21 protein-coding genes are annotated in these 21,281 nt (G+C 68.3%); 14 read left to right on the forward strand and 7 right to left on the reverse strand.

Going from position 1 to position 21,281, the window contains the following annotated elements; translation table 11 throughout:
* The first annotated feature begins 54 nt into the window (after positions 1-54).
* The 3 genes from ACYVAN_RS04805 (at position 55) to ACYVAN_RS04815 (ending at position 1,647) form a co-directional block, all read left to right on the forward strand.
* On the forward strand, positions 55-372 hold the full coding sequence (locus ACYVAN_RS04805; protein ID WP_460956055.1) for a hypothetical protein: 318 nt from the start codon (positions 55-57) through the stop codon (positions 370-372).
* 110 nt (positions 373-482) lie between these two features.
* A complete protein-coding gene (gene msrB, locus ACYVAN_RS04810; protein ID WP_460956057.1) occupies positions 483-905 on the forward strand; it encodes a peptide-methionine (R)-S-oxide reductase MsrB in 423 nt (140 codons plus the stop codon).
* A 223-nt stretch (positions 906-1,128) separates the two neighbouring features.
* A complete protein-coding gene (locus tag ACYVAN_RS04815) occupies positions 1,129-1,647 on the forward strand; it encodes an FCD domain-containing protein (protein ID WP_460956059.1) in 519 nt (172 codons plus the stop codon).
* A 47-nt stretch (positions 1,648-1,694) separates the two neighbouring features.
* On the opposite strand, the gene hemQ is transcribed toward ACYVAN_RS04815, so the two are convergent.
* The 3 genes from hemQ to hemE are packed head-to-tail and all read right to left on the reverse strand — an operon-like array spanning position 1,695 to position 4,923.
* A complete protein-coding gene (gene hemQ / locus ACYVAN_RS04820) occupies positions 1,695-2,390 on the reverse strand; it encodes a hydrogen peroxide-dependent heme synthase (RefSeq protein WP_460956062.1) in 696 nt (231 codons plus the stop codon).
* Between the two features lie 26 nt (positions 2,391-2,416).
* Positions 2,417-3,820: a protoporphyrinogen oxidase gene (hemG, locus tag ACYVAN_RS04825; RefSeq protein ID WP_460956064.1), complete on the reverse strand. Its 1,404-nt coding sequence runs from the start codon at positions 3,818-3,820 to the stop codon at positions 2,417-2,419.
* Positions 3,821-3,831: 11 nt separating this feature from the next.
* Positions 3,832-4,923, reverse strand: coding sequence for a uroporphyrinogen decarboxylase (hemE, locus tag ACYVAN_RS04830; protein ID WP_460956065.1), 1,092 nt, complete (start codon positions 4,921-4,923; stop codon positions 3,832-3,834).
* A gap of 196 nt (positions 4,924-5,119) precedes the next feature.
* On the opposite strand from hemE, the gene ACYVAN_RS04835 reads away from it, so the two are divergent.
* The 6 genes from ACYVAN_RS04835 to ACYVAN_RS04860 all read left to right on the forward strand — a co-directional run bounded on the left by ACYVAN_RS04835 (position 5,120) and on the right by ACYVAN_RS04860 (position 11,855).
* Positions 5,120-5,686 carry a DUF3000 domain-containing protein gene (locus tag ACYVAN_RS04835; protein WP_460956370.1) on the forward strand — a complete coding sequence of 189 codons (567 nt, stop codon included), beginning with the start codon at positions 5,120-5,122 and terminating at the stop codon, positions 5,684-5,686.
* Positions 5,687-6,140: 454 nt separating this feature from the next.
* Entirely contained in the window at positions 6,141-6,473 is a 333-nt protein-coding gene (locus ACYVAN_RS04840; protein WP_460956067.1) for a response regulator, read from the forward strand.
* A gap of 75 nt (positions 6,474-6,548) precedes the next feature.
* Positions 6,549-6,857, forward strand: coding sequence for a response regulator transcription factor (locus ACYVAN_RS04845; RefSeq protein WP_460956069.1), 309 nt, complete (start codon positions 6,549-6,551; stop codon positions 6,855-6,857).
* A 102-nt stretch (positions 6,858-6,959) separates the two neighbouring features.
* On the forward strand, positions 6,960-8,204 hold the full coding sequence (locus ACYVAN_RS04850) for a ribonuclease D (RefSeq protein ID WP_460956071.1): 1,245 nt from the start codon (positions 6,960-6,962) through the stop codon (positions 8,202-8,204).
* A gap of 274 nt (positions 8,205-8,478) precedes the next feature.
* Entirely contained in the window at positions 8,479-9,744 is a 1,266-nt protein-coding gene (locus tag ACYVAN_RS04855) for a thiolase family protein (RefSeq protein ID WP_460956073.1), read from the forward strand.
* Entirely contained in the window at positions 9,741-11,855 is a 2,115-nt protein-coding gene (locus ACYVAN_RS04860) for a 3-hydroxyacyl-CoA dehydrogenase NAD-binding domain-containing protein (RefSeq protein ID WP_460956075.1), read from the forward strand. Before ACYVAN_RS04855 ends, ACYVAN_RS04860 begins: the two co-directional genes overlap by 4 nt.
* 243 nt (positions 11,856-12,098) lie before the next feature.
* Here ACYVAN_RS04860 and ACYVAN_RS04865 read toward each other — a convergent pair whose 3' ends face one another.
* Positions 12,099-12,704: a TIGR03086 family metal-binding protein gene (locus ACYVAN_RS04865; RefSeq protein WP_460956077.1), complete on the reverse strand. Its 606-nt coding sequence runs from the start codon at positions 12,702-12,704 to the stop codon at positions 12,099-12,101.
* A 1,103-nt stretch (positions 12,705-13,807) separates the two neighbouring features.
* Here ACYVAN_RS04865 and ACYVAN_RS04870 point away from each other — a divergent pair.
* A complete protein-coding gene (locus tag ACYVAN_RS04870) occupies positions 13,808-14,689 on the forward strand; it encodes a helix-turn-helix domain-containing protein (protein WP_460956079.1) in 882 nt (293 codons plus the stop codon).
* A complete protein-coding gene (locus ACYVAN_RS04875; protein WP_460956081.1) occupies positions 14,652-14,846 on the forward strand; it encodes a DUF397 domain-containing protein in 195 nt (64 codons plus the stop codon). The genes ACYVAN_RS04870 and ACYVAN_RS04875 overlap by 38 nt, the downstream gene beginning before the upstream one ends.
* A gap of 36 nt (positions 14,847-14,882) precedes the next feature.
* On the opposite strand, the gene ACYVAN_RS04880 is transcribed toward ACYVAN_RS04875, so the two are convergent.
* The 3 genes from ACYVAN_RS04880 to dxs all read right to left on the reverse strand — a co-directional run bounded on the left by ACYVAN_RS04880 (position 14,883) and on the right by dxs (position 18,835).
* The gene (locus ACYVAN_RS04880) at positions 14,883-16,055 is read right to left on the reverse strand and encodes a sensor histidine kinase (protein WP_460956083.1); all 1,173 of its coding nucleotides are present in this window, start codon (positions 16,053-16,055) and stop codon (positions 14,883-14,885) included.
* Positions 16,033-16,719, reverse strand: coding sequence for a response regulator transcription factor (locus ACYVAN_RS04885; protein ID WP_460956085.1), 687 nt, complete (start codon positions 16,717-16,719; stop codon positions 16,033-16,035). Before ACYVAN_RS04885 ends, ACYVAN_RS04880 begins: the two co-directional genes overlap by 23 nt.
* Before the next feature lie 148 nt (positions 16,720-16,867).
* Positions 16,868-18,835, reverse strand: coding sequence for a 1-deoxy-D-xylulose-5-phosphate synthase (gene dxs, locus ACYVAN_RS04890; protein WP_460956087.1), 1,968 nt, complete (start codon positions 18,833-18,835; stop codon positions 16,868-16,870).
* Positions 18,836-19,079: 244 nt separating this feature from the next.
* Here dxs and ACYVAN_RS04895 point away from each other — a divergent pair, with 244 nt between their 5' ends.
* From ACYVAN_RS04895 to ACYVAN_RS04905, 3 genes are read left to right on the forward strand one after another with little or no spacing between them, the layout of a single operon-like run.
* A complete protein-coding gene (locus tag ACYVAN_RS04895) occupies positions 19,080-19,598 on the forward strand; it encodes a YbaB/EbfC family nucleoid-associated protein (protein ID WP_460956089.1) in 519 nt (172 codons plus the stop codon).
* Positions 19,598-19,921 (forward strand): hypothetical protein, encoded by a 324-nt coding sequence (locus ACYVAN_RS04900; RefSeq protein ID WP_460956091.1) that lies wholly within the window; start codon positions 19,598-19,600, stop codon positions 19,919-19,921. Before ACYVAN_RS04895 ends, ACYVAN_RS04900 begins: the two co-directional genes overlap by 1 nt.
* Positions 19,918-21,201: a WXG100-like domain-containing protein gene (locus ACYVAN_RS04905; protein ID WP_460956093.1), complete on the forward strand. Its 1,284-nt coding sequence runs from the start codon at positions 19,918-19,920 to the stop codon at positions 21,199-21,201. Before ACYVAN_RS04900 ends, ACYVAN_RS04905 begins: the two co-directional genes overlap by 4 nt.
* Positions 21,202-21,281: the final 80 nt, after the last annotated feature.

The raw sequence follows: 21,281 nt of genomic DNA on the forward strand, positions 1-21,281 counted from the left end.
TCGACGCGGCACGGAAAGCCGACATCAGAGGTCGAACACGGTTACCGTGTTCCCATGACCTCCGGACGGGACCACTCAAGCGATGAACCCGGACCGGTGGACGGGCGGTTCACCGAGGACCTCATCGGTCTCGACCCGCACGATCCGGAGGTCCGGGAATTCGCCGCCCACCTCAATCGGATGGAGCACCCGAACTCCAAGGCGACCGTCGAAGGCATGCTGCGCGGTGTCGACGACTTCGCCCAGAGCGTCAACCGGTCCGGTGGCCATCGTCGACTCGTCGCGGTCCTGGTCGTCACGCTCATCCTCTTCGGCGTGCTCGTCACCGTCGCGCAGGCGGTGGCTTTCATGGCCGACACGTTCGTCCGCTGAACAGCGGCGAACCCGCGCTGCGGCGAGCATGCTCCCGCAGGACTTCGCGGTGCCCGTGAGGCGCGGAACGACCACGAGCGCTCGACCGAATCAGGCATTAGCGTGGAGGCATGGAACCGGTCGTGGGAGCCACTCCGAAAGTCGTCAAATCGGACGACGAGTGGAAACAGCAACTCAACCCCTACGAGTACGCGGTACTGCGCCAAGGAGCGACAGAACCCGCGTGGACTGGGGAATACACCGAGACCAAGACTGTCGGCGTCTACGAGTGCCGTGCGTGCGGTGCCGAGCTCTTCCGCAGCCAGCACAAGTTCGAATCCCATTGCGGGTGGCCGTCGTTCTACGACGCCCAGGACACCGACGCGGTCATGCTGCGGGAGGACCTCAGCCTCGGTATGAAACGGGTCGAAGTGCTGTGCACCAGTTGCCACAGCCACCTCGGACACCTCTTCGAGGGCGAAGGGTACGAGACCCCTACCGATCAGCGCTACTGCATCAACTCGATCGCGGTTCACCTCGCTCCAGCAGAGTGACCGGCGCGTGTGGGCCCGGCACGGACGGGCCCACACCGGGTCGATCGTTCGAGGAACCTGCTGTGCCCGGTGTTCCTCCCACCGAACCACGCGGAGTCCGGACGGCGCTCACGATCCGGGATGGTGAACCGCTCCACCATCCCGACGGTGGGTCCGGACGAGTTCGTCCCGGGGTGTACCGGGCCGTACGGAGCCCACGCACCGGTTGCGCACGGAGGTCGCCGTGAACGCTCTCGACCAAGCTCACTCCCGGTTGCGGGAGTTCAGCGCCCACGAACTCCGCGAGATCGCCGACCAGCACGCCGCGATCTCCGGGCACGCCGCGTTCCTGGCCGCCGAACGCGCCGCCGAAGCGGACGTGGCCGCGTTGCACACGGTCGCCAGCCAACTCGGCAACGTCGATACCCCCGAAGCCTGCCGCCAAGCCGACGGTCGCTTCCACATCGAGGTGGCCGCCGCGGCGCAGTCGTCCAGGTTGACCCAGCAGGAGATCGCGCTGCAGGCCGAGATCAGCGAGCTGCTGTGGCTGCCGCGGGCACTCGCCACTTCTCCGGAGCTCTCGATGCAGCAGCACCTGGCCATCGTCCGAGCCATCCGGGACGGAGACGGCATCCGCGCCCGGGACCTCGCCGAAGAACACGTCCAGCACGGGATCGGGACCTTGGTCGAACTCCACCGCGAACTGGCAGCCGGGCGAGTGCCCGTGCTCAGGGAACGTGGCGGGAACGACGGGATCCTCTGATGCCGCGCACCGGTGCAAGCGACCGGTGACGTCACCGGTCGCGATCGTCAGGGCAACCGGGCGACCAGCTCCGTGATGTCCACCCGCGGCCCGGTGTAGAAGGGCACCTCTTCGCGGACGTGCAGGCGGGCTTCGGTGGCACGCAGGTGGCGCATCAGGTCCACGATCCGGTGCAACTCGTCGGCCTCGAAGGCCAGGATCCACTCGTAGTCACCGAGAGCGAACGCCGGGACCGTATTCGCCCGGACGTCAGGATAATCGCGAGCTTCCTTCCCGTGATCGACGAGCATCTGCCTACGCTCGTCGTCCGGCAGCAGGTACCACTCGTAGGAGCGGACGAAGGGGTACACACAGACGTAGGCGCGCGGCTCCTCCCCCGCCATGAACGCCGGGACGTGGCTCTTGTTGAACTCGGCCGGTCGGTGCAGCGCGACATTGCTCCACACCGGCTCGGACGCCTGCCCCAGCGCGGTCTCCCGACGGAAACCGGTGTAGGCGGCCTGCACCGACTCGATCTTCTCGGCGTGCCACCAGATCATGAAATCAGCGTCCGCCCGCAGACCGGACACGTCGTAGACGCCGCGCACCGTCACGTCCGATTCGGCCAACGAGTCCAGATATTCCGCAGCCTGCCGGGCGGCCTTCTCCCGTTCCTCGGGCAGCGTTCCCGCTTCGACCCGGAAGACCGACCACATGGTGTAGCGGATGCTGTCGTTGATCTCGGAGTAGTTCACGCGCGCCATAGGTCCATCATTCCACCGATCCGCGCTCAGTCGGCCAGCAGGTGTCGCGTGATTTCGGTCGCGGCCGCGTCGCCGGTCGACACGCAGGCCGGGACTCCGACTCCGTGCAGGGCGGCACCGGCGATCGCGATTCCGTCGATCTCGCCGACGGCCCTTTCGAGCCGGTCGACCGTGTCGAGGTGGCCGGTACCGTACTGCGGGAGACCACCGCCCCAGCGGTACACCCCGGAATCGGCCGGTTCCACGTCCACCCCGGTCAGCTCCGCGAGATCGGCCCGCACGCGGCGGAGGATCTCGGCGTCGTCACGGCGGAGCACCGCCGCCTCCCCGAATCGGCCGACCGAACCGCGCACCAACAACTCGCCTCCGGTGCCGCGCAGATGCGGCCACTTGCGGCTGGAGAAGGTGAACGCCTTGGCGGTGAACGGGGTGCCGTCGGCGTGCACCTCACCCTTGGCGATGAGGGCTCCGGACCAGTCTGGCAACTCGGTGCCTGCGGGCAGCGCGAGACCGACGACGATCATGGATGCCAGCTCGACGGCGTCCAGACTTTCCGATGCGGCGGGGAGGACCCCGCTCAGCAACCTGCGGGCGGCGGGCGCGGGCACGGCCAGCACCACGGCGTCCGCATCGAGCTCTTCTGGTTCGGGAGCACTTCCCAGTTCAAGGCGCCATCCGGCGGCGTTCCGGTGCAGCGCCCGCACGGGCAGCCCATGCCGCACCTCGGCAGCGCTCTCGCGCACGAGCGCGTCGACGAGTTGGCGATAGCCGCCGTCGAACGCGCCGAAGACCGGCGGTTTCGGGGCGTCGGGGGCTGCGGGTGCAGGCAGCGCGGACCGCGCGGCGGCGGTGATGGATCCCGCTCCGCCATCGAGGGCGGCCGCCAACGCGGGCATGGTCGCTCGCAGCCCCAGCGAGTCGGCCGTGCCGGCGTACACGCCGCCGAGCAACGGTTCGACCAAGCGGTCGACGACCTCCCCGCCGACGCGTTCCCGGAGCAGCTCTCCGACCGGCGCGTCCGCGCCGCCGAGATGCAGCGTCGGTAGCTCCTGCTCGGCGGCGACCGCGGCCACGCCTTCCGCGGACAGCACCTCGCGAACCGCTTCGGCGGACGTCGGCACACCCATCACGGTGCCGCTAGGAATCGCACGATTCCGGCCGCCCGCCCGGATCCGCGAGGAAGCGGCGGCAGGATGCACGACCCGGTCCGCCAGGCCGAGCTCGCTCGCCAGCTCCGGTACCTCCGGTCGCCTGGCGAGGAACGCTTCCGCGCCGACGTCGAAGGGCCGTCCGGCCAGTTCCACAGTGCGCAACTTGCCGCCGAGGCGATCGGTCTGCTCGATCACCACGATCTCGGCCGCCGGTCCCAACGAGCGCCGCAGCCGGTACGCGGCGGCCAGACCGGCGACGCCACCGCCTACGACGGCCACCCGGCGTTCCGTCACGCCCGCGCGCTCTCGGCGTGGACGAGTTCGACGACCCGGGTCAGCATGGTCGGATCGGTAGTGGGCAGCACCCCGTGCCCAAGGTTGAAGATGTGACCACCGGCGGCACGCCCCTCGGCGAGGATGCGCCGCACTTCCCGATCCACCGCGGCTTCACCGGCGAACAGCACGGCCGGGTCGAGGTTCCCCTGCACCACGGGGGCCGGACCGTCCGGATCTTCCGCCCGGAGCCGTTGCACGGCCGTGTCGAGCGGCACCCGCCAGTCGACGCCGACCACGTCGGCGCCCACCGACCGCATGGAGCCGAGCAGCTCACCGGTGCCCACGCCGAAGTGGATCCGCGGAACGTCCGCGGCCTTCGCTTCGGCGATTCCCTCGAAGATGCGGCGGGTGTGCGGAAGCACGAATTCGCGGTAGTCGCGCAGGGAAAGCGCGCCGGCCCAGGAGTCGAACAGCTGCACCGCGTCCACTCCGGCCGCCAGCTGCGCGCGCAGGAAGGTCAGCGTGGTCTCGGCAAGCTTGTCCAGCAGCAGGTGCCAGGTTTCGGGATCCGAGTGCATCAGCGCCTTGGTGCGTTCGTGGTTGCGGCTCGGTCCGCCCTCCACGAGGTACGACGCCAGAGTGAACGGCGCTCCGGCGAAACCGATCAGCGGCGTCCGCCCCAGTTCGTCGAGCAGGAGCCCGACGGCGTCGCCGACCTTGTCCACCTGTTCAGGCGCCAGCGACGGCAGGGCTCGCACCTCGGCGGCGCTGCGGACCGGTTCGGCCACCACCGGCCCGGTGCCCGGGACGATTTCCAACCCGACGCCGGCGGCGTACAACGGCAACACGATGTCGCTGAACAGGATCGCGGCGTCGACACCGTGCCTGCGCACCGGTTGAGCGGTGATCTCGCACACCAGCTCGGGGGTGAGGCAGGCCTGGAGCATCGGGGTGTCCTTGCGGACCTCGCGGTATTCCGGCAGTGACCTGCCCGCCTGCCGCATGAACCAGACCGGAGTGCGCTCGGGCACACCCCCTCGGGCGGCCACCAGCAACGGGGAGTCGGCGAGGTCCCGGCGCGGCGAGACCGGTGCGGAGTTCGTCATCGAATGGGGTATCCGTACTGGATCGTGTGTGGTCTCCGGGCCCGTCCGGCACTGAAACGCGCCCCGGGCGTTTGGCGCCATCTTTGCACGCGTCGGCCACGCTCCGATCAGCAGGCGGGGACCGGACATGCGGCCGGTTCGGCGTGGCTCCGACAAGGCCGGTTCCTCTACCCCTAGAGTCTTGTGCGTGACGGAGATGTCGGCGATGCCCGAGGTGTTCCGGCAGGCAGTTGCCGCGTTGAAGTCGCCCCGCCCGCGACCGGAGATCGAACTGACCGAGGTGCGCCCGCCCAAACGGCTGGCTCCTTGGGCGTTCGCCCAAGCTGCGGAGGCGAACGGACCCGCCGGTGAACTCGCCACTGCCCGACTCGTACTGCTGCACGACCCGGAAGGCCAGGAAGCCTGGAACGGCACGTTCCGGATGGTCGTCTACCTGCGCGCCGAGCTCGATCCCGAGCTGGCGGCTGATCCGCTACTGCCCGCGGTCGGCTGGTCGTGGCTCGCCGACGCGCTGGAGGAGTCGGGGGCCACGTGGACGAGCCTCGGCGGGACCGTGACGCTCACCTCGTCCGCCCGGTTCGGCGACATCCCGGGCCCTGAGTTGAACCACGATCTCGAACTGCGCGGCTCGTGGACACCGCTCGACGCCGAGCCGACCGCCCATGCGGTGGCCTTCCACTCCCTGATGGCGAGCGCTGCGGGACTGCCGCCGGAAGGGGTCTCGACACTGGGGCCGCGTCCGGCCGACGGCTGCCGCACCTAGCTCGGCCCGTTCGCGCGCTACCGGACTCGGCACCACGGACCGACGGTCGAACACGACAACACGAAGCGTGTTCGACGCAACACGTACCGTGCCGAACGGGTGTCGCCGAACCGCGGACAGGACGCAGCACGCGCCCCGGAAACCGCCCGCAGGCACACGCTCCCCACGAGAAAACGATTGCATCAGCAATCTACTTGAAGGGGACAACCTGGGTTTGTCGATCAAACACCCTCTGGCGTTAGCCAAAACGTCGATACTCACCCGAACGAGGGACACGTTCATGGTCGAGTTAGAACTCGATCGGGATACATACCCGATTGATCGTCCCGCTGACCCGCTTGGGCGGTTACGCTGCCCCCGACGACACCACTTTCGGTCGATCAGTGGCGCGGCTGATTGGTCGAGAGTCCCGGTGCCGGTCGGGGGGCACGACCGACTCCAGGGAGGTAGTGACGTGGCTGCCGTCGGCTTAGGTCAGGCCGCTCGAACCACGCCTGCCGGCGCTTTGCCGGCTAACATGGTCCCGCACCCGCGGGAAGAGCTGTTCACGGTGCTGGTCGTCGACGACCATCCGTTGCTCCGGGAGGCTATAGCCGCCCGGCTGCTCCAGATGGGCGCCGGCACAGTACACGAGGCCGCTTCAATGGCCGAAGCCAGAGCAAGAGCTCTGGCAACCGGTCCATGCGACCTCGCCATACTCGATCTCGGACTCCCAGACGGGACCGGCATAGATCTGGTGACGGAACTCCGTACCCAGGGCTGGCCACGAATCGTGGTGCTCGCTTAGTCCGATGACCCCTATGCGGTCCGGGCCGCCTTCCAAGCAGGTGCGCAGGCGTATCTGCTGAAGTCGGCTTCACCGATGGTGGTCACCGACGGGGTGCGCCGCGTTCTCGATGGCGGCGTGTATGCCGATCCCAGTGTGGCGCCGGTGCTCGCAGCGGGTACCAGAGTCCCGGGAACGGACAACACACCGAGGGAACTCTCCGGGCGTGAAGTCGAGGTTCTCCAACTCGTTGCCGATGGCCGATCGAACAAGGAGATCGGAGAGGCACTCAACCTCTCCGCCCTCACGGTGAAGAGCCACCTGTCTCGAATCGGCCGCAAATTGGGCACGGGCGACAGGGCACAAATGGTCGCTCTGGCCATGCGTGCCGGAGTGATCAGATGACCGGGTAGAGCAACACCACCCGGCACTTCCGAATCGGTCGGGCCCGGCAACCTGGGACATACCGCCCCACGCGCAGACCTGAGCACGTAAGGTCTGGTAGTCGTGGAAGCTGCTTGTTCCGAGCCCGTCGGGCCCGACCATCCGGAACCGGTGCTGTTGACCGAACCGGCCGAAGGTATGCCGCCGGTCGTCGACGCACCGCAATCCCTGCACGCCGCTACGAAGGGTCTGGTCGCGGGAACCGGTCCCATAGCGGTCGACACCGAGCGGGCCTCGGGCTACCGGTATTCACAACGCGCCTATCTCGTTCAACTCCGGCGTGAAGACGTGGGGACCGTGCTGGTCGACCCGGTCGCGCTCAACGGTGACCTCGACCCGCTCGCGACGGCGTTGTCCGGCACCGAGTGGGTGCTGCACGCGGCCTCGCAGGACCTGCCGTGCCTGGCGGAACTGAACCTCTACCCCACCCGACTGTTCGACACCGAGCTGGCCGGGCGTCTCGCAGGTTTCGACAAGGTCTCCCTGGGTGCGCTGACCGAGCGAATGCTGGGCTACCGGCTGGAGAAGGGCCACAGCGCCGCCGACTGGTCGCGGCGCCCCCTGCCGGAGGACTGGCTGGTCTACGCCGCACTGGACGTCGAACTGCTCGTCGCCCTGCGCGATGCGATGTACGACGAGTTGACCCGGCAGAACAAGCTGGAGTGGGCGTACGAGGAGTTCGAGGCGGTACGCACCGCCGAACCTTCCGCGCCCCGCGCCGAGCCATGGCGCCGCACGTCGGGTATTCACCGCCTGCGCAATCCGCGTCAGCTCGCGGCTGTCCGTGCCCTGTGGGAGGCGCGCGACTCCCTTGCCCGCGAGCGCGACATCGCGCCGGGCCGAGTCCTGCCGGATTCATCGATCGTGCAAGCCGCGCAGACGGCGCCGAAGACCGAGAACGATCTCACCGCGCTTCCCGTGTTCGGCGGCAGGCAGCAACGACGCAGGGCCGGAACCTGGATGCGCGCGTTGCGTGCTGCACAACGGCTCGACGCCGAGGAACTGCCGGTGGCGTCCCAGCCGAACGACGGTCCGCCTCCCGCGAATCGCTGGGCGGATCGGGACCCGGAAGCGGCGGCACGGTTGTCGGCCGCCCGGACGAAGCTCGCCAAGCTGGCTGAGCAGCACCAGGTGCCGACCGAGAACCTGCTGTTGCCCGACCTGGTCCGGCGCCTGTGCTGGGACCCACCGGCGGACGCGAGCATCGAGTTGCTCCGCGGAGTGCTGCGCGAGAAGGGCGCTCGCGAATGGCAGATCGGGCTGACGGTCGAAGCGCTCAGCACCGCGCTGACGACGACGCCCGATTGACCGGACCGCCGGCAATGGCTCGCACTCCGACGCGTGCTCGTTGCCGGGGCGAACCGCGCACAACGATTCGATCCACACCGCGGTATCGGATCTGTGATGCACCTCATGCACCCGCCCAGTTGGTTACCGGCGGGTAATAAGGGCTAGAGTGCTGTTACCGGCCGGTAGCGGCACTTCCGCCCGTGTTCACGCCCGCACCTGTGCGGGGCTTTCGGGCGCGATCGACTCGCCGCTGGCCGAGGCACAACCCACCACACCCAGTGAGGAGCACGCCGTGGCCGCACCTGCGTCGGCGTCAGCCGACACCAGCAGCCCATCGTCCCGACAAAGGGGTGCTGTCCGGGACGTGGTCTTCGTCGACGGTGTCCGCACTCCGTTCGGCAAGGCCAGCAAGAAGGGCATGTACGCGGAAACCCGTGCCGACGACATGGTCGTCAAGGTCATTCGGGAACTGCTGCGGCGCCACCCCGAACTGCCGCCCGAGCGCATCGACGAGGTCGCGGTCGCCGCGACGACCCAGACCGGCGACCAGGGACTGACCATCGGTCGCAGCGCCTCGCTGCTGGCCGGACTGCCCAAGTCGGTTCCCGGCTTCGCCATCGACCGGATGTGCGCGGGAGCGATGACGGCGGTGACCACCGTCGCCAGCGGCATCGGATTCGGTGCCTACGACATCGCCATCGCGGGCGGCGTCGAGCACATGGGCAACCACCCGATGGGCGAAGGCGTCGACCCCAACCCGCGCTTTGTCGCCGACAAGGTGGTCGACCCGTCGGCGTTGGTCATGGGCTCGACCGCGGAGAACCTGCACGACCGCTACCCGAGCCTGACCAAGGAGCGCACCGACGCCTACGCGGCGTTGAGCCAGCAGCGCTACGAGGAGGCGGCCGACGAGGGCAAGATCTCGTCCGACCTGGTTCCGGTCTCGACCCGTTCCGCCGAGAACGGCTGGGGCCTCGCCTCCGCCGACGAACCGCCGCGCCCGGGCACCACCGCCGATGACCTCGCCGATCTCAAAACCCCGTTCCGGCCGAGCGGCCGGGTCACCCCTGGCAACGCGGCCGGGCTCAACGACGGGGCGACCGGCGCCCTGATCGCCGACGGCGACACCGCCCGTGAACTGGGCCTGCCGATCGGTATGCACCTCGTCGGATACGCATTCGCCGGTGTCGATCCCGAGGTCATGGGTGAGGGCCCGGTCCCGGCAACCGAGAAGGCGCTGGAGCGTGCCGGGCTGTCCATCGAGGACATCGGCCTCTTCGAGATCAACGAGGCCTTCGCCGTGCAGGTGCTGGCGTTCCTGGAGCACTTCGGCATCGCCGACGACGACGAGCGGGTCAACCCCTGGGGCGGTGCGATCGCGTGCGGCCACCCGCTGGCCTCGTCCGGTGTCCGGCTCATGACCCAGCTCTCCCGACACTTCGCCGAGCACCCCGAGGTCCGCTACGGCATCACAACGATGTGCATCGGATTCGGCATGGGCGGCACTGTGATCTGGGAGAACCCGAACTACGACGAGAACGCAGGGGGCGCGAAGTGAGCACCGACGCATCAACCGACTTCGCGGCGCTCTTCCCGGACGAAGTAGTCACCAAGGCGATCACCCGCCTGGTCGACGTACCCGGTCTCCAGGGCAAGCTCGCGCTGATCACCGTCGACAACGGGCACGACCACACCCGCCCGTCGACTTTCGGGCCGGGTGGCCTGACCAGTCTCAACGCGGCGCTGGACGAGGCGTTCGCCGCTGATCCGGCGGCTATCGCGGTCACCGGCAAACCGTTCGTGTTCGCCGTGGGCGCCGACCTCACCGGTGTCACCCAGATCGCCGAGCGCAAGCACGCGCACCAGGTCGCTCAGACCGGTCACGATGTGTTCCGGCGCCTGACCGAGTCGAAGATCCCCACCTTCGCGTTCGTCAACGGCGCGACGCTCGGTGGCGGTCTGGAGCTCGCGCTGTCCTGCCACTACCGCACGGTGTCGGAGGGCGCGGGAGCGATCGCGTTCCCCGAGTGCTTCCTGGGGCTGTTCCCGGGTTGGGGCGGCACGCAGCTGCTGCCGAATCTGGTCGGCCCGGACGCGGCGGTCACGGTCATCATCGAGAACGCCCTGAACCAGAACAAGATGCTCGACCCGAAGAAGGCCACCGGGATGGGCATGTTCGACACCCTGCTGGAGTCGGCCGACTTCCTGGAGGAGTCGCTGCGCTGGATGGTGCGGGTCGTCAACGGCGAAGAGACCGTCGAACGCCCGGCCATCGACCGGGGTCAGGCCTGGGACGACGCGGTGAGCCGGGCGAAGACGATCGTCGCTGAGCGCACGCAGGGCGCCTCCCCCGCCGTCACCCGGGCCGTCGAACTGATCGACATGGCGCGCAACAACGATCTCGACGCGGGCTACGCCGCCGAGACGGAGTCGCTGGCCGACGCGCTCATGTCCGATGAGCTGCGTGCCGGGCTGTACTCGTTCGACCTCACCCAGAAGCGGGCGAAGAAGCCGGCGGGTGCGCCGGACAAGTCGCTGGCCCGCGACGTCAACAAGGTCGGCGTGGTCGGTGCGGGCCTGATGGCCGGTCAGCTGGCGCTGCTGTTCGTGCGCAGGCTCAAGGTGCCGGTCGTGATCACCGACATCGACCAGGAGCGCATCGACAAGGGCGTCGGCTACATCCACGGCGAGATCGACAAGCTCGCCGCCAAGGGCCGTCTCTCTTCCGACGAGACCAACCGGCTCAAGGACCTGGTCACCGGGTCGCTGGACAAGACGGCGTTCGCCGATGCCGACTTCGTCATCGAGGCCGTCTTCGAGGAGATGTCGCTCAAGCAGAAGATCTTCGCCGAGCTGGAGCAGTACGTCTCCCCCGAGGCGGTCCTGGCGACGAACACGTCGTCGCTGTCGATCACCGAGATGGCGTCGAAGCTGTCCCATCCGGAGCGGGTCGTCGGCTTCCACTTCTTCAACCCGGTGGCGGTGCTGCCGCTGTTGGAGGTCGTGCGCGGCGCGAAGACCAGTGACGAGTCGTTGGCCACCGCGTTCTCGGTCGGCAAGCAGCTCAAGAAGTCTTCCGTGCTGGTGTCGGACGCTCCGGCCTTCGTGGTGAACCGCCTGCTGACCCGGTTCATGGGCGAGATCATCGCCGCGGTGGACGAGGGCACCCCGTTCGAGACGGCCGACAAGGCGCTGAATCCGCTGGGGCTGCCGATGACCCCGCTGGTGCTGCTGCAGCTGGTCGGACCGGCCGTGGCCCAGCACGTCAACGAGACGATGCACGCGGCCTACCCGGACCGGTTCGGCATCAGCGAGAACCTGCAGAAGTTCGTCGACGCGGGCAAGACCGCCGTGTGGCAGTCGGACGACCAGGGCAACCAGATCGTGGATCCCGAGGTCGCCGAGCTGTGGAAGCAGGGCGACAACCCCTCGACCAGCGAGCAGGTGCGTGAGCGGGCGTTGCGAGCGCTGGCCCAGGAAGCGCAGCTCATGCTCGACGAGGGCGTGGTCGCCGAGGCGCAGGACCTCGACCTGTGCATGCTCCTCGGCGCCGGCTGGCCGTTCTGGCTCGGCGGTATCACGCCGTACCTGGACCGGGCGGGCGTGTCCGAGCAGGTCAACGGCAAGCGGTTCCACTCCCGTGGTGTGGCTTCGGTGCCTGCTGCCTGATCGGTGCGGGACCGACACGGGGCCGGGGCGATTCGTTCGTCCCGGCCCCGTTCGTCGTGCGTCGCCCGGTCGCGGGCCGCGACGGCTCGTGCGTCGCAATGTGCTGCTGGCCGGCGAGACACACGCTCCGCGAGCAGCGGGAAGTCGACGAAGGAGCCGTGCCATCACCGCGAGCCGGGTGCAGGTCGAGGTGGAACCGGCCCGCCTGCGTGCTTGAGCCCGGCCTGCTTCCGGAGCCTGCGGTCACGTTCTCCTGCCCGCGAAGCCGAGCAGGGCGGTGAACGGCGACGCGTCCGGTGGTGTGGGCTGCGCCGGTCCGAACATCCCCTCGGCGCGCAGGTCCGCTTCGTTGCCCTGTGAGTGGAACCGCGCGACCGCGTCCACCACGGCCTCGTCGGGAACGTAGGGGACACCGGCCCCGCGCGCCATGTCCCAGCCGTGGAAGAGTGCTTCCGACAGGCTGACGTTCGCGATGACGAACCCGGGTGCCGGTCCGGGCAGGAACGGGAACACCTCTTCGAGGACGCCGGGGCCCCGGAACGCGGCCAGGCACTTGTCGGCCGCGGCTCGGTAGGCACCCGGGGGGTCGGTCCCGAGCAGGTCCGGTGCCGCGCTTCCGTCGGCGAATTCGGCCGGGTCGACGCCGTGTTCTTCCACGATCCTGGCGAAGATGTCGAGCGCGCCGACGAGGTGGTTGGCGACATCGCGCACCGTCCAGCCGGTACACGGGCTCGCGGATTCGAATCCGCTCGGCGGGATCGCGTCGATGACCCCGGCCGGTGGCCCGAATCCGCGTTCCAACAGTCCGACCAACTCGTCGGCCTGGCGAGCAGCAGCCTGGCTTCGCATGGTTCCTCCCTCACGCCGGGCAGGTGATGTTCGGTACCGGGGCGGCGGGTACGCGCCGGTGTCCCACTAATGCGGACCAGGCAGCGGACGAACACTCATCGCCTGTCGATCGGTGGATTGCGGGGGTACCCGGCCGGGGACGGGTGACGTCCGGCCGGCTGCCCGGTCCGGGTCGGGGCCCGGGTCCGGACAGCCGGTGGATGCTTGATCACCTGCGTGGGTTCGGTGGTCAGGACGGGACCGACCCCCGGTCGGGGAGTCGCGGGGTCGATCCGGGCCTGCTGGAGTCGTCACGCGGCTCGGGCGGCGGGCCGGCTGCGCGACCGGGTGGACCGCTCCGGCCGGAATCGACGATGCCGTCCCAGCGCCCCCAGCAGGCGTCCTGGCCGGAACCGCCGTGCGTCCCGGTCGACCACGGGCCACACCGGTCGGTGCTGGGCGTCCGCGACGGCGTTCTCCGGAGGGCAGGCGGACTCGCCCGTGTCCTCAACCAGCGGCGATGTGGAACAGCCGGGGCAGATGCCACGCCCGTTCGTATCGGGGAAGTCGGCGTGCAACAGATCGTCCCGCGGTCGGTGCCGCACACGGTCGATGCGGGATCGCCCTCGATTCGCACCCGGTGCCACCGCGATTCACGGGAGCCCGCCATCCACGCCATTACCGCCCGCTCTCGCGGTGTTCCGACTTGAGGGCGTCGTTGCAGCCCGGACACGTGGGAAACCGTATCCAGTCCATTTCGGATGGTCGTGCCAGCGCGCCGATATCGCCGCACACCGCGGGAAGTGACGACTGACCTTCCCAGCGAGTTCCCCGGAACGCATGGCGCACACCGCCCGTCCGATCGCGCGTCGCGACCGGGAGCCAGAAGTGCCCAGGGCCCCCGGTTGCGGAGCCGACGGACGCGAGCACATCGCCCGCCGACGCCGTGCCGCCGCGCGCCGGGCGTGCCGATTCCCGTCGCGACCGAGCGGCCGTCTCCTGCTCGTCCATGATCCCCCCCTCTCGATCTTGATACCGGTTTCAAGATTGATTGACCGGTTTCACTTCGGCAATGACACCTTCGTGTAGCGCTACACGGGCTTAGATCAACTAGTGTTTGAGTCGTGGCCAGACTCAACGAGACCCACACTCCGAAAGCTCGACTGCTTGGCGCGGAACTCCGTGACCTGCGATTACAAGTCGGTTTGAACGGACGCCAACTCGCGGCTGAACTCGGCATCACACAAACGACGGTGTCTCGCTACGAACGCGGGGAACGCACCGCGCCAGTGGACTACGTCGCTCGCGTGCTCGGGATGCTCGGAATCACCGGCCAGCGGTACGACGAGTTGATCGCATTCGCCGAAACAGCCTCCGAGCCCGATTTGATTGCGAACAGCAAGTCGGGCTTGCACGGCCACCTCATCGAACTCGCCGAGTTCGAGCGCTCCGCCGAGGTGATCACTGCTGTCGCACCGCTGGTGGTACCGGGATTCCTGCAAACCCGCGCCTATGCTCGACAGATCATGTCCACAGTCCCCGAAGAACAACGGGAAGTCCGTATCGAGCTTCGGATGGCACGTCGTGAGATTCTGCAGTCGCAGCGCCGCATTCAGGTATTCCTCTCCGAGCGCGTACTCCGCGAAGCCATGGGCGATCGGTCCGTTATGTCAGAGCAAGTGGCATACCTGCACGATTTCGCGCAGCGACCCAACATCGCGATTCAGATCCTGCCGTCGACGACCACGGGTTGGACGCTGGCGCACAACGGATCCTTCACACTGTTCGAGTTCGCCAAAGCCGCACCGACCGTGCACCTGGAGCACTTCCGCGGCCCAGCATTCCTTTACGACGAGGCAGACGTCGAGGACTACAGGACGGAGTTGGTTACGCTTGCAGCCACAGCCATGACCCCGCAGGACTCGGTCGCCCTCCTGACCGACCTCGCAAACCAGTGGAAGGGCAATCATGACGCCGAAACCGCGCAACTGGCGGAAGTCCACTAGGTCGAACCCAAACGACTCATGCGTCGAGGTCGGCCGGTGCGGCGACGGTGCGGCCGTGCGGGACACCAAGGACCGCGCCGCCGGATACATCACCACCACCGGCCCGCGATGGACAGACTTCGTCCACGCCGTGAAAACCGGGACCTACGACACCTGACACCGGCCCCGAACCCCGGACGAACAGGGGTTCTGGTCACGGCTCCACGGGCAGCTCGACCGTGACCTCCAGCCCGCCACCGGGCACCGGACACGCCGACACCCGACCACCGTGCGCGGCCACCGCCGCCCGCACGATGGACAACCCCAGTCCGGCCCCGGTGCGGGCCGTGCGCTGCACCCCAGCCCTCCGGAACGGCTCGAACAGCGCCTCGACCCGTTCGTCGTCGATCTCCGGGCCGGACGAGCGGACCACCAACGATGTCCACTGCGGTCCGCTGCTGGTGGTTACCTCCACCCAGCCGCTTTCAACGTTGTGCCGCACCGCGTTCTCCAACAGGTTTCCGGCAACCCGCTCCAACAAGGCCGGATCCCCCACCGCGAACGCCGGATCGTCACCGCTCTCGATCCGCAGGTCGCGCTGCCGCGCCTCCTCCGAAACCGTCCACAACGCACGATTCACGTGCTCGGTGAGATCCACCGGCTCCCGGGCCGCCAACCCGGCACCATCGGTGCGGGCAAGTAGCAGCAACGATTCCACCAGCCGTTCCGCCCGGTCGGTCGCGTCCCGGACGACACCGGCCATGCGCAGCAACTCGTCGGTATCCACATCAGGATCCGACAGCGTCACGTCGAGTTCGGTGCGGATCACCGCCAGCGGGGTGCGCAGTTCGTGACTCGCGTTGGCCACGAACCGGCGCTGCGAATCGAACGCGGCCTGCAACCGGTCGAGCATCTCGTCGAACGTGTCCGCCAGTTCGGCCACCTCGTCGCGGGGGCCGCTGAGCCCGATGCGCTCATCCAGGGATTCGGCCGACAGTCGCCGCGCCGAACCGGTCACCGCCTGCAACGGCTGGAGCACCCGCCCCGCGACGGTCCACGCCAACACCGCGGCCGCGAGCACGACCGCCACGAACGCGATCCCACCGACCAGCAGCACCTGCGACCTCGCCGAGCTGCTCAGCGCTGCCCCGAGCTGGTCCGCGGGAACCTCCAGATCGCCGACCCGGACCAGCGTGCCGTCCGGTAGCTTCGGCACCGCCGCAACCACGTTCCCGGCCAGCACCCACCCCAGCCACAGCAGCAGTGCGCTCACCCCGGCGACCAAGCCGGTCGCCAGCAAGGTCAGCCGGGCCCGCAGCCCGGGGCCCCTCCGCGCGAGGAGCGTGCCGTTCCCGCCGATCACGTCAGCTCTCGGCAGCTTCGGCATGCCCGGCCGACGGTACCCGGTAACCGGACCCCACCACCGTCTCGATCACGCTCGGGTCGCCCAGCTTCTTGCGCAACGTCATCATGGTCACCCGCACGGTGGTGGTGAACGGGTCGGCATTCTCGTCCCACACCCTTTCGAGTAATTCCTCCGAACTGACAACCGCTCCCCCGGCGGAAAGCAACACTTCGAGCACCCCGAACTCCTTGCGGGTCAGCTCGATCTCCGCTCCCCTGCGGTGGACCACACGCTTGGCCGGATCCACCGAGAGCTCGTGCGCGAGCAACGTCGGAGGGATCGCGGGAGTCGACCGCCTGCCGAGAGCGCGCACCCGCGCGGTGAGCTCGGCGAACGCGAAGGGTTTGGCGAGGTAGTCGTCGGCCCCCATGGACAGGCCCGTCACCCGCGCTTCCACCGTGCCGCTGGCGGTCAGCATGATCACCCGGGTGAGCTCTCCCGAGGAGACCACCTCGCGGCACAGGTCATCACCGGAGACGTCCGGCAGGTCGCGGTCCAGCACGATCACGTCGTACCGGGTGATCGCCACCTTCTCCTGGCCGGACTCGCCGTCGTAGGCGACGTCGACCGCCATACCTTCCCTGCGCAGCCCTCGGGCAATGGCATCCGCCAACGGCTGCTCGTCCTCCACCACAAGGATCCGCACGTGTTCACCGTGCCACAGCCACCCGCCCCCGGGCCGCGAGGGGCGAACCCGTCGCGAAGCCGCGCACAGAACCCGGAACGCACCAAGTGCGGCCCGGTACCGGACCGGGCCGCACCCGTGTGTGGCCTGCTGCGGCGAACGGCGGCACTCAGCCCGAGGTGTCCTGCCGATCCCCGTTGGTGCTCGCGTCCCCGTTGGCGCTAGCGTGCGCGTGCACATCGATCTCCGGTTCGCCGTCGAGCCGACCGGCGACCCATTCGGTGACCCGGCGAGCGATATCCTGTTCGGTCAGGCCGAGTTCGGCCAGCACCTCGTCACGGGACATGTGCTCCAGGAACTCGTTCGGCACACCCAGATCGCGCAGCGGCACATCGACCTCGGCATCCCGCAGCGCGGCGGCCAGCGACCAGCCGAAACCACCGTGACGACCGCAGTCCTCCAAGCTGACCACCAGCTTGTGCGTGGCGGCCAGTTCCACGACCGTCTCCGGAACCGGAACCACCCAGCGCGGGTCGACCACCGTGACACCGATGCCCTGATCCGCCAACCGGCGCGCGGCGGCCAGGCCCAGCTGGGCGAACGCGCCCACAGCGGTCAGCAGCACGTCAGGACCCGCGCCCTGCTCGGGCCGGCTCAGCACGTCCACACCGCCGACCCGCTCGACGGCCGGGACCTCCTCGATCACGGATCCCTTCGAGAACCGCACCACCGAGGGTCCGTCATCGATCGCGACGGCCTCGCGCAGCTCCTCCCGCAGCGTGATCGCGTCCCTCGGGGCCGCGACCCGGATGCCCGGAATCATGCCCAGGATCGACAGGTCCCACATGCCGTTGTGGCTGGCGCCGTCGTCACCGGTGATCCCGGACCGGTCGAGCGTGACCGTCACCGGCAGCCCGTGCAGCGCCACGTCCATCAGCAGCTGGTCGAACGCCCGGTTGAGGAAGGTGGAGTACACCGCGAACACCGGGTGCAAGCCGCCCATCGCCAGACCGGCGGCCGATGTCATGCCGTGCTGCTCGGCGATGCCCACGTCGAAGCAGCGGTCGGGGTAAGCCGCGGCGAACTTGTCCAGGCCGGTCGGCCCCAACATCGCGGCCGTCAGCGCCACCACGTCGGAGCGCTCCTCGCCGATGCGAACGAGCTCTTCGGAGTAGACGTTCGTCCAGCTCTTCGGCGTGGGCGCGGTCGGAGCACCCGTCGCCGGATCGATGACCTTGACCTGGTGCATCTGGTCGGCCTCGTGGTTCTCGGCCGGCGCGAACCCGTTGCCCTTCCGGGTCACCGCGTGCACGATCACCGGTCCGCCGAAGCTCTTGGCCATGGTCAGAGCTTGTTCCAGCGCGCGCATGTCGTGACCGTCCACGGGGCCCAGGTACTTGATTCCCAGGTCGGAGAACATCACCTGCGGACTGATCGCGTCCTTGATCCCGCTCTTGGCGGCGTGCAGCCCCGTGTAGATGGGGCGGCCGACCACCGGCAGGTTGCGCAGCGTCCGCTTGCCGCTCTCCAAGGCCTTCTCGTAACCGGGGTTGAGCCGCAACGCCGCGAGGTGTTCGGCCAGCCCGCCGATGGTGGGCGCGTACGAGCGGCCGTTGTCGTTGACCACGATGACCAGCGGACGCTCCTGGTCGGCGGCGATGTTGTTCAACGCCTCCCAGCACATCCCACCGGTCAGCGCGCCGTCCCCGACCACGGCCACGGCGTGCCGCTCGCTGCCCTGGACCTGGAAGGAGCGGGCAAGCCCGTCGGCGTAGGAGAGGGAGGTGGAGGCATGACTGTTCTCCACCAGATCGTGTTCGCTCTCCGCGCGCGAGGGATAGCCCGAGAGCCCGCCCCGCTTGCGCAGCCGATCGAACCCGTCCTGTCTGCCGGTCACCATCTTGTGCACGTACGACTGGTGCCCCGTGTCGAACACGAAGCTGTCCGACGGCGAGTCGAAAACCTTGTGCAGGGCGAGGGTCAGCTCGACCGCGCCCAAGTTCGGCCCCAGATGCCCGCCGGTGCGGGAGACCTTCTCGACCAGGAATGACCTGATCTCATCGGCCAGCTGAACCAGCTCACCGTGCTCCAGGCGTTTGACGTCGGCCGGACCTTGCACGGACTCCAGCAGCGCCACCGCTTCACCTCGCTAGTTGTCCCGAATACTTGGCTCTTGTCCGACGGCCGGTGTTCCCGCCCCGATACGGCCGGGTCCAGTCTACGGAGTCGCCGATCGGTTCCTCGGGTTGGTTCACACCTTCGCGGTCACGCCTGCACACACTGATCACGTAGTGGAAATCTCCATACTGATCATTCTCCACAGGGTTATAGATATCATCTGTGGTGTGAATTTCGACCACATCCACCGCTGGTAGGAGAAGATGAGCCCCTCAGACGGCCGTAACGCGGAGCTCAACGCACGCAACGCGGCAATGCGCGAGCACATGACGTCTCTGCTCGAAGGTCTCGGTCGCCAGACCGAGCAGCTCAAGCAAGTCCAAGCACAGGCGGCGGACGCCACCGGCGAAGCCACGTCGAAGGACGGCCTCGTCACCGTGCGGGTCAATTCCGTCGGCATCGTCACCGGGCTCGACCTGACGCCGTCCGCCTTCCGGTCGACCACACCCGACAAGCTGTCCGAGTCGATCGTGTTGACGATCCAAGCCGCTGCGAGAAACGCGCGCTCCCAGGCAGACGAGGCCCTCGCGCCGATGCGGCAGAACACGCCGGACCTGCCGGACTTCTTCCCCAACGCACCGTCGCTGAAAAACCTCATCCCGGAAGCACCCGCTGTTCCCGACGGCGTGGACGAGGATGCGGACGACGACGAGGACGAAGACGACGACGAGGACGAGGACGAGGACTTCTCGACCGGCGGTCGGCCGAGCGGAGGCCGCTGATGGCCGACGGCATGGAAATCGACACCGAAGCGCTGCGGGCACAGGCACCCAAGTTCGAGCTGGCCGCCGACAGGCTCAAGCGAGCCTTCAGCCAACTCCAGGAAGTCATCGACGCCGAAGGAAACTGCTGGGGCCATGACGAACCCGGCGAGACTTTCGGCGAGAAGTACACCGCTGCCACCACTGATGCCACGGACGGTTCCGAGACCGTCGCCGAAATCCTCAGCCGAACCACCAGCGACCTGACGGGGACCGCTGACACGTCGGAGGCAGTCGACCAGCACGCCGCCGCGAACATCAACGATGCCGGGAGTTGGACATGACCCTCCACATACCGTCCGGTCTGCAGGACTTCGCCTCGGTCGTGGTGGGCGCGGATTGGCCGGAGGGCGACGAAGACGCCCTCCGGCGACTCCGCGACGCCTGGGAAGCCTGCGGCGAGGAAGTCGGCTCCGTCACCGGGGACGCCGAAGCCGCCATCCGTTCCGTACTGGGGACGATGGAGGGTGAGACCGCCAAGGCGTTCGAGGAGTACGGGAAGAAACTCACCGAAGGGGAGGAAGCCCCCCTCGTCGCGCTGGAGAAGCTCTGCGAAGAGCTTTCGAGCGCCTGCCAGGAAGTCGCGGCGGAGGTCGAATACACCAAGATCAGCATCATCGCCGCGCTGGCCATCCTCGCCGCCCAGGTCGCGCTCATGCTGGCGCTCGCCGCGGTCACCTTCGGAACCAGCACCGCCGGGATCGCAGCCGCACAAACCGCCACCCAAGCCGTCGTGCGCGGGCTCATGCAGGCGCTGATGAACACCATTCAGCAGATCGTGCTCAACGTGGCCGTGAACGTGGCCGTCGACGTCGGCATCCAAGCAGGTCAGATGGACGACGGAAACCGCGATGACTGGGACGAGGACAAGACCGCGAGCGCGGCGAAATCGGGAGCGGCCGCTGGACTCGGTGCGGGGATCGCCGGTGGCGTCTTCGGTGGTGTCGCGAAGGGCGTCAGCAGTTCCGTGCGGGCCTCGAAATTCATGAACAAGCTGCCCGACTCGCTCACCGACGGCGGTCCGCTCAGCAAGACCTCCGAGATCGGCGGTAAGAGCCTCTACGGCGCAGCGGAAGGCACTGCCGGAGGCTCGATGTTCGCCGGCATGAACAATTCGATGCAGAACCCCGAGGACCCCGGACACAACGAGCAAAACATGGGGTCGGGAGCCGCCGGTGGCGCACTGGGTGGTGTCGCGGGCGGAGGTGCGAACTACACCGGCGTCTTGGACGAGGTCCCCACCGCGCCCGGCGGCGGCTGGGACGGCTGGCACAACTGGGACACGGCACCACCCCTGCCCGACAACGGACCGGGTCCCTTCAAAGAAGGCGTGGAAACCGTCAAGAACCACGGCGCGGACGAGGCGGCGGACGTGCTCCCGAACCGCAGCCCGGAGAACTGGGTACCGGCCCCGCACATGGTGCAGGGCGCCGACTTCGACACCGCGCCGGAAAAGACCGGCATGGAAGAGTACTCCGCCGGTGACAACCCCTCCCCCGCGGAGAAGGAAGAAGTGGCGGAGAAGCGGGAAGAGTTCAGGCCCGACCTCCCAGGCGGGGGCTGACAGCAGACCGGGTGAGAACCCCGCCACCGGACATGTACGACCGGCGCGCGGGTTCTCACCCGGCAAGAGCCATAGCCCTG

It is taken from the genome of Parasphingorhabdus pacifica (genome assembly GCF_054779195.1).